The sequence below is a fragment of the Ornithinibacter sp. genome (assembly GCF_035443565.1).
Lineage (GTDB): Bacteria > Actinomycetota > Actinomycetes > Actinomycetales > Dermatophilaceae > Fodinibacter.
In genome coordinates this window covers 2,230-9,684 of the sequence record NZ_DAORSO010000041.1, presented here as the reverse complement: position 1 = coordinate 9,684, position 7,455 = coordinate 2,230, and the positions used below count along the sequence as shown (strand labels likewise).

Here is a 7,455-nt window from a genome sequence, read left to right as displayed (position 1 = left end):
TCGCCCAGGTGAACTGCCCCGGCTCGCAGAACGACATCAGCGTCCGTGGCGACCTCGTCTACCTGTCCACCGACTCCTCGCGCAACGACGACAGCTGCAACAGCACGGGCCAGTCGGCGAACGTCAAGTCCTCGTGGGAGGGCATCAAGATCTTCGACATCTCCGACGAGACCAACCCGCAGTACATCAAGTCCGTCGAGACCAAGTGCGGCTCGCACACCCACACCGTGGTTCCGGGTGAGGACGCCGACTACCTCTACGTCTCGAGCTACGGCCCCTCGAACAGCGCCCCGGACTGCCTGCGCCCCCACGACCTGATCTCCATCGTCAAGGTCCCGCACGCCGACCCGACCGCGGCCAGCGTCATCGCGACGCCGGTGCTCTTCCCGGACGGTGGCAACGGCAGCACCTCGGGCTGCCACGACATCACCGCCTTCCCCAGCAAGAAGATCGCTGCGGGCGCGTGCATGGGTGACGGCATCATCATGGACATCTCCAACCCGGAGCAGCCGAAGGTCATCGAGACGGTGCGGGACACGAACTTCGCGTTCTGGCACTCGGCGACGTTCAACAGCGACGGCTCCAAGGTCATCTTCACCGACGAGCTCGGTGGCGGCGGCTCGGCCACCTGCAACGCCACCATCGGCCCGAAGCGTGGCGCCAACGCCATCTACGACCTGGCGGCCAACGGCGACCTGACGTTCAAGTCGTACTACAAGATCCCCCGTCACCAGGGCAGCACCGAGAACTGCGTCGCCCACAACGGATCGATCATCCCGGTCAACGGCCGTGACGTCATGATCCAGTCCTGGTACCAGGGCGGTGTCTCCCTGTGGGAGTTCACCGACTCCGCCAACCCGAAGGAGCTCGACTACTTCGAGCGCGGAGCGATCAACGCCGACAGCCTCGTGCTCGGTGGCACCTGGTCCGCGTACTACTACAACGGGTTCGTCTACAGCTCGGACATCACCAAGGGCCTCGACGTCCTGATGATCAAGGACCCGACGCTGCGCAAGGCCAACTCGGTTCGCCTGGGCGAGTTCAACGCCCAGACCCAGCCGGTCTACCCCATCAAGCCCGGCAAGTGAGCCTCGCCTGAGGGAACCAGCACACGAACGGCCCACCCCGCACGGGGTGGGCCGTTCGCTGTTCTCCGACTCGACGTGCTCCGGTGCCTACGCGCGGGTCACGGTGACCGCGTCGCCGGGGCGCACCCGTCCGGGGACGACGACCCGGGCGTTGAGGCCACGCAGGCGTAGTGGCCGACCCACCGACCCGTTGACGAACCGCATCGCCTCGGCGCCGAAGCGGTCGATGAACTTGGCACAACCCGTGTGCGGCTGCTCGGTCACCTCGATGACGGCGCCGCGCTCCGCCGGGTCCCCGATCGTCAGCCGCGACCCGGCCGGTAGGTTCTCGTGCGACAGGTCGAGGTCGAGGTAGAGCTGATCCCCGGCGAGCGCCCGACGGTCGGGATCCCCCGCGAGGAAACCCACCATGCGTGAGCTCATGACGTTGAGCTGCATGTCCGGGTGCGGGCCGCCGTCGGCACTGCGACTGCTGCCGCGCTCGATCCATGTGTCGCCGACCAGACCGACGACGAGGTCGAGTTCACCCTCGTCGAGCACCTCGCGCGCTCCCTCGGCCGGCCGTCGCACGACGAGGTCGAGGGTGCCGACATCACGCGGGGCGGCGAGCAGCACGGGCAGGAACGCCTCCAGCTCCTCCGGCGAGCGGTGACCCGAGAGGTTCCCGGGCTGGGCTGGGGAGGATGCCGGGGTCGCACTCATGAAGCCCAGTGTGGCGTCCAGGGGTTCACCGTCCACCGGGATTCCAGCGGTCGACCGGCCGCGGAGTACTCGCCGGGTCACGATCACCCCACCGACGAGGCCGAGCGCGACCAGCAGGGGCCCGGCGAGTCCGACGACCAGGGACTTGTCGGCACGCCCCGAGGCAGTCTCGGCGGCGGCCGCTGCCGCGTCGAGCTTGCCGGCCTCGAGCAGCGCGACCGCTTCGGCAGCGCTGTCCTGCACTCCCAGCACGGCCGCCCCGAGGGCGCTCACGGGGTCGCGGTCCGTGGCGGCGTCGTCCACGGCGGCCCCCACGGCGCTGATCACCCGTGCCGCCCGGGGCAATGATGACGCCAGGGCCGCGTACTGCTCGTCGTCCTCGGCCTTCTCGTACGTCTCACGCACGGCCTCGGGAACGGGCAGATCGCCCTTGGCCGCGGCATCCTGCACCTGCGTGACCGCGGGGCCCAGCTCGACCACCTGCTCCGTCACCGTGGTGGCGCGATCGAAGTCCCACCGCGTCATGGCGGCACGCAGGCCCTCCGGTGGGAGCCAGTCACCGTCGCCCTCGTCGACGGCGGCGTACGCTGCTCGCGCCGTCGCCCTGGGCGCGAGCTGGGCCCGTTGGTCGGCGGTGAGCGCCCAGGTCTGGAAGACGCCGGCGGCATCCTTCACACCACCTCGGGTCTCCAGGATGTCCAGCCACCTCGACCACGACGTCAAGACCCCCGCAGAGTCCTTGGTGCCGGCAGGGTCGTAGGCGCTCTCGCCCCGGATGCCGGCACTCACGACCGCGGCCAGCTGGGCATCGTCGAGGTCGGCGACCAGGGCCTTGGTGGCGGCGTAGGCCGCGGGGTAGGCGTAGGAGTCGACGTCGTCGAAGGGAACGCTTGGCGAGCCACCCCACTCGTTGAGCGCCACCGCGTCGCGGTCCTTGCGGGAAGCCTTCGGATGGGGGACCACCTTTCCTCCCGTCGCCGTGACGGTGCGTTCTGCGAGCACCTGGGCCAGGCCTTCGTAGACCCACCGCTCGCTGAACCGCTCGCTCGACACCCACGCGTGGGACAGCTCGTGGAAGATCAGGTCGGCGTCGAGGTCCTCGCCGATGACGATCTCGTCGTCGCCGGGGTCGAACCAGCCGTCGTAACCCTGGATGGCCGGGGACGCATCTTCCCGGATCCGCTCGAGGCCACCGGGCCACGACGTCCCGGTGAGCCGTTCCAGCTCCGGCAGACCGGCGGTGACCTGCTCTGCCACGAACTCCGTCCACCGGGCGTCGTCCTGGTAACCGTGGAGCTCCAGCGAGGTTCCGGGCACGTCCACGGTTGCCTTCCTGCTGTTCGCCGGGTCGCGCAGGGACACCACCGCCCAGAACCCGTCGGGATCGGATGAGGAGACGGTGTGGGTCGTCGTGGCGCCCTTGTCGGACGCGGTGAAGTCCTCACTCGTCGCATCGAAAGTCATCGACGTCGGGGCCACCACCTGCACGGTGTTTCGCCCGGGGTCCCCGAACCCGTTGACGCTGAAGGTGGCATATCCCGGGCCGACCCGCGTGCTGTCGGCGGCACGGGGCTTCTCACCCGGCACCGTGTAGGTGAGTCGGATGGTGCGGGAGCGGCCGTGACGCAGGTCCGGGAAGGAGATCCTGGCCAGGGCTGTCGACGGATCCTCGCTGTCGCTGAGCCGAACCTTCAGCGTGGACCCACCCGAGCTGGCCCGCAGGTTCTCGGCGCCGGCCGGGACCGGGACCGTGAAGAAGTTGTAGTAGAAGTACCTGTTCCCCTGGTCGGGTGTGGTGTTGCGCAGCTCGAGGGTGACGTCGACCTTCAGCACGGCGGCCTTGGCGTCGATGACGTAGCGACTGGTCGCCCCCGTCGAGAGCCCGTCGTCGGCCAGTGCCGGCGTGCCGAACAGCGCCGCGGTGAGGACCAGGATCCCCAGACCGCCGAACCTCGGTCGATGTCTCGTCGTCCCCACCGCGCAGTCCTTCAGGGTGCCGTGCACCCCACCCCGCGTGATGTGCCTCGGGAGCAGCGTAGGCCGACTGGTTGCCGGATCAGTGCGGCAGCCGGAAGTGCGCGTCTGCGACCGGCTCGACGAGGCCGTCCTCGACGAGGGAAGCGATACAACGATCGAGCTGCCCGGCATCCGGTCCCGCGTCGGCGAGCGCCGTGCGCGAGAGCGCGCGAGGGGCGTCTCGCAGCAGTTGGAGCACGGCTCCGCGTACCTGCCGATCGGTGCCGTGCCAGGCCTGACCGCGCCGGGCCGGCCCTTCGTGTGCCGGCCGACCAGACCGCACCCACGCACAGCGGTCGAGGACCGGGCACTGCTCACACTGGGGGGTGCGGGCCTTGCAGACCAGCGCCCCGAGCTCCATCACCGCGACGTTCCAGGTCGCCGACGTCGGTGGGTGTGCGGGGACGACGGATGCCGCGAGCGCGGACTCCGCGGCGGTGAGGGCGGGCGCTGCCTGCTCGCGCCCCTCGATGAGTCGAGCGAGGACCCGACGCACGTTGGTGTCGACCACGGTGGTGCGCCGGCCGAAGGCAAATGCGGCAACTGCTGCCGCCGTGTACGCCCCGACCCCGGGAAGGGTGCGCAACGTCTCCTCGTCGGAGGGCACCTGCCCGTCGTGGCACTCGACGATCGCCACGGCCGCCTCGCGCAGCCGCAGCGCCCGGCGCGGGTACCCGAGACGGCCCCAGGCCCGCACCACCTCGCCCGGTGACTCGGCCGCCAGGTGCGCGGGGGTCGGCCAGCGCTGCATCCAGCTCAGCCAGACGGGTTCCACGCGGGCGACCGGCGTCTGCTGAGCCATCACCTCGGAGACGAAGACCCCCCACGGGGTGGTCGCAGCGTCACGCCACGGCAGCGCCCGGGCATGGCGCGAGTACCAGCGCAGGATGGTCTCGTGCAGGTCGACGACCTCGCGCAGGTCGACCAGGGCACGTGACGCAGTCACTGGGGACGGAGCTGACGCGCTCAGACGTAGCGCTCGAGGATGCTCGACTCGGCCAGGCGCGAGAGCCCTTCGCGCACGAGGCGAGCCCGGCCCTCGCCGACACCGTCGACGTCCATCAGGTCGTCGATGTTGGCCGCCAGCAGCTTCTGGAGGCTGCCGAAGTGCGCGACCAGACGGTCGACGATGGCACCCGGCAGACGCGGAATCTTCGAGAGCAGACGGTGCCCGAGGGGGCTGACCGAGGAGTCGAGGGAGTCACCGACGATGGTGAACCCGATCGCGCGAGCGCCAGCCGACGGGTCGAGCAGTTCGGTGGAGTCGATGGCCTCGAGGTTGGCTATCGCGTCGTCGAGGGTCAGGCTGGCGCGTGTCTCGGGGAGGTAGTCACGGATGACGAGCCCGAGGTCGTCGGACAGACCCCCGGTCAACTCCTCGAGCTGGAGGCTGAGCAGGCGCCCGTCGGTGCCGAGCTGGACGACGTACTCGGCGATCTCGTCCTTGATGCGGCGCACCATCTCCAGGCGCTGGAGCACGTTGGCGACGTCGCGCACGGTGACGAGGTCCTCGATCTCGAGGGCCGACAGCGTGCCGGTGACCTCGTCGAGGCGGGACTTGTAGCGCTCGAGGGTCTGCAGGGCCTGGTTGGCGCGCGACAGGATGGCGCTGGAGTCCTCGAGGACGACCCGACGACCGGCGACGTACAGCGCGATGATGCGCATCGACTGGCTGACGGAGACGACCGGGAAGCCGGTCTGCTTCGCCACCCGCTCGGCGGTGCGGTGCCGGGTGCCGGACTCGCTGGTCTCGATGCTGGGATCGGGCACGAGCTGGGTCGCCGCTCGCACGATCCGCGTCACGTCGCGGTCGCAGACGATGCCACCGTCCATCTTGGCCAGCTCGCGCAGCCGCGTCGCCGAGAACTCGATGTCGAGCGGGAAGCCACCGGTGGCGAGGGACTCGACGACCTTGTCGTTGCCGAGGACGATGAGGGCACCCGTGCGACCACGAAGAATGCGTTCGAGGCCGTCACGCAACTCGGTACCGGGGGCCACCGCCGCGAGGGTGGCGCGCAGCAACTCCTCGTCGGGCAGTTGCGTCGGCACTGCGAGTCCTCCGGATCCGTGTCCCCAGGCCGTCGCTGTCTGCGGCCGCTGGGCGCATCCTATCCGGCACGGGCCTCCTGCCGCGCCTGATCACCAGCGGCGGACCGCTCAGGACCGCGTGGCGGTCGTGCGTCGCACGCAGTCAGCGGGTGACGCCGTCGTAGAGGCCGCGACCGACCGCCTCGCTGACCGTTGCCGATTCGACGATGTGCAGTCCGGGAGGAACGGGCCCGGCGCCCGCCACCCCCGGGGGGACGACCGCCCGAGTGAAGCCCAGACGGGCCGCCTCGGCCAGGCGGCGGTGCGCTCCGGTCACGGGCCGGATCTCGCCGGCCAGCCCGACCTCACCGAAGGCGATGGTGCCGTGCGGCAGCGGCCTGTCGGTGATGGCGCCCGCCAGGGCGAGGGTGATGGCCAGGTCGGCCGCGGGCTCGGTGAGGCGGACCCCGCCCACGGTCGACAGGTAGGCGTCGCTACCGCCGATGGGCGCGGCTGCCCGCTTGTCGAGCACGGCCAGGATCATGTTGACCCGGGCCGTGTCCAGGCCGCTCGTCGCGCGCCGCGGGGTGGACAGGGTCGACGCGGTGACCAGCGCCTGCACCTCGGTCACGAGCGGCCGGCGCCCCTCCAGGGTCACGGTCACACACGTTCCCGCCACCGCGGCGGTACGGCCAGAGAGGAAGAGGGCACTCGGGTCGGCCAGACCGACGATTCCGACGTCGGAGAGGTCGAAGCAGCCGACTTCGTCGGTCGGGCCGAAGCGGTTCTTCACGGCACGCACGAGCCGCAGCCTGCTGTGGCGATCGCCCTCGAACTGCACGACGACGTCGACGAGGTGCTCGAGCACCCGGGGCCCGGCGATGGAGCCGTCCTTGGTGACGTGCCCGACGAGCAGGACGGCGATGCCGCGGGCCTTCGCGACCTGGATGAGCGAGGCGGCAACCTCACGAACCTGCGAGACGTTGCCGGCGGACCCCTCCACCTCCGCGCTGCTGATCGTCTGGACGGAGTCGACGATGACGAGCTCGGGCTGCAGGGCGTCGATCTGGCCGAGCACGGTGGCGAGGTCGGTCTCGCTCGCCAGGTAGAGGGATCGGGCCATGGCCTCGATGCGCTCCGCGCGAGTTCGCACCTGGGCCGAGGACTCCTCACCGCTGACGTAGAGGACCTTGCGGTCGCCGTGGTCACCTGAGCGGGCCGCCCGAGCGGCGACGTCGAGGAGCAGCGTGGACTTTCCGATGCCGGGCTCGCCCGCGACGAGGACGACCGCACCGGGCACGATGCCCCCACCGAGGACGCGGTCGAACTCGGGGACACCGGTCGGTCGAGCGACGGCCCGCCGCACGTCGACCTCGCCGATCGGGATGGCCGGGCGGTCGACCGCCGAGGCGGCCGTCGTGCGCGCCGTGACCGCCCCCACCTCGGTGACACTGCCCCAGGCCTGGCACTCGCCGCACCGACCGACCCACTTCACCGCCTGCCAGCCGCACTCCGAACAACGGTAGGCAGCGGCGGAGCGAGCGGAGCGACGGGATGCGGTGCCGGACATGCACTCCACCGTAGGCGTCACCCCCGACACACCGGTGCCCGGACACGACGG

General features: G+C 70.6%; 5 protein-coding genes. 1 reads left to right on the top strand and 4 read right to left on the bottom strand.

The genetic code is table 11. The features are described from left to right. Window positions 1–1,088, top strand: a 1,088-nt coding sequence (locus PLL68_RS06650) for an LVIVD repeat-containing protein (RefSeq protein WP_324532824.1), incomplete at its 5' end; no start/stop codon positions are given. A gap of 87 nt (window positions 1,089–1,175) precedes the next feature. Here PLL68_RS06650 and PLL68_RS06645 read toward each other — a convergent pair. The 4 genes from PLL68_RS06645 to radA all read right to left on the bottom strand — a co-directional run bounded on the left by PLL68_RS06645 (window position 1,176) and on the right by radA (window position 7,404). After that, window positions 1,176–3,794: a hypothetical protein gene (locus tag PLL68_RS06645; protein ID WP_324532822.1), complete on the bottom strand. Its 2,619-nt coding sequence runs from the start codon at window positions 3,792–3,794 to the stop codon at window positions 1,176–1,178. Window positions 3,795–3,846: 52 nt separating this feature from the next. Then, window positions 3,847–4,752 carry an iron-sulfur binding domain-containing protein gene (locus PLL68_RS06640; RefSeq protein ID WP_324532820.1) on the bottom strand — a complete coding sequence of 302 codons (906 nt, stop codon included), beginning with the start codon at window positions 4,750–4,752 and terminating at the stop codon, window positions 3,847–3,849. 20 nt (window positions 4,753–4,772) lie between these two features. Next, window positions 4,773–5,855: a DNA integrity scanning diadenylate cyclase DisA gene (disA, locus tag PLL68_RS06635; protein WP_324532818.1), complete on the bottom strand. Its 1,083-nt coding sequence runs from the start codon at window positions 5,853–5,855 to the stop codon at window positions 4,773–4,775. A gap of 142 nt (window positions 5,856–5,997) precedes the next feature. After that, complete coding sequence (radA, locus tag PLL68_RS06630; RefSeq protein WP_324532816.1) at window positions 5,998–7,404, bottom strand: DNA repair protein RadA; 1,407 nt, start codon at window positions 7,402–7,404, stop codon at window positions 5,998–6,000. Between the last annotated feature and the right edge of the window lie 51 nt (window positions 7,405–7,455).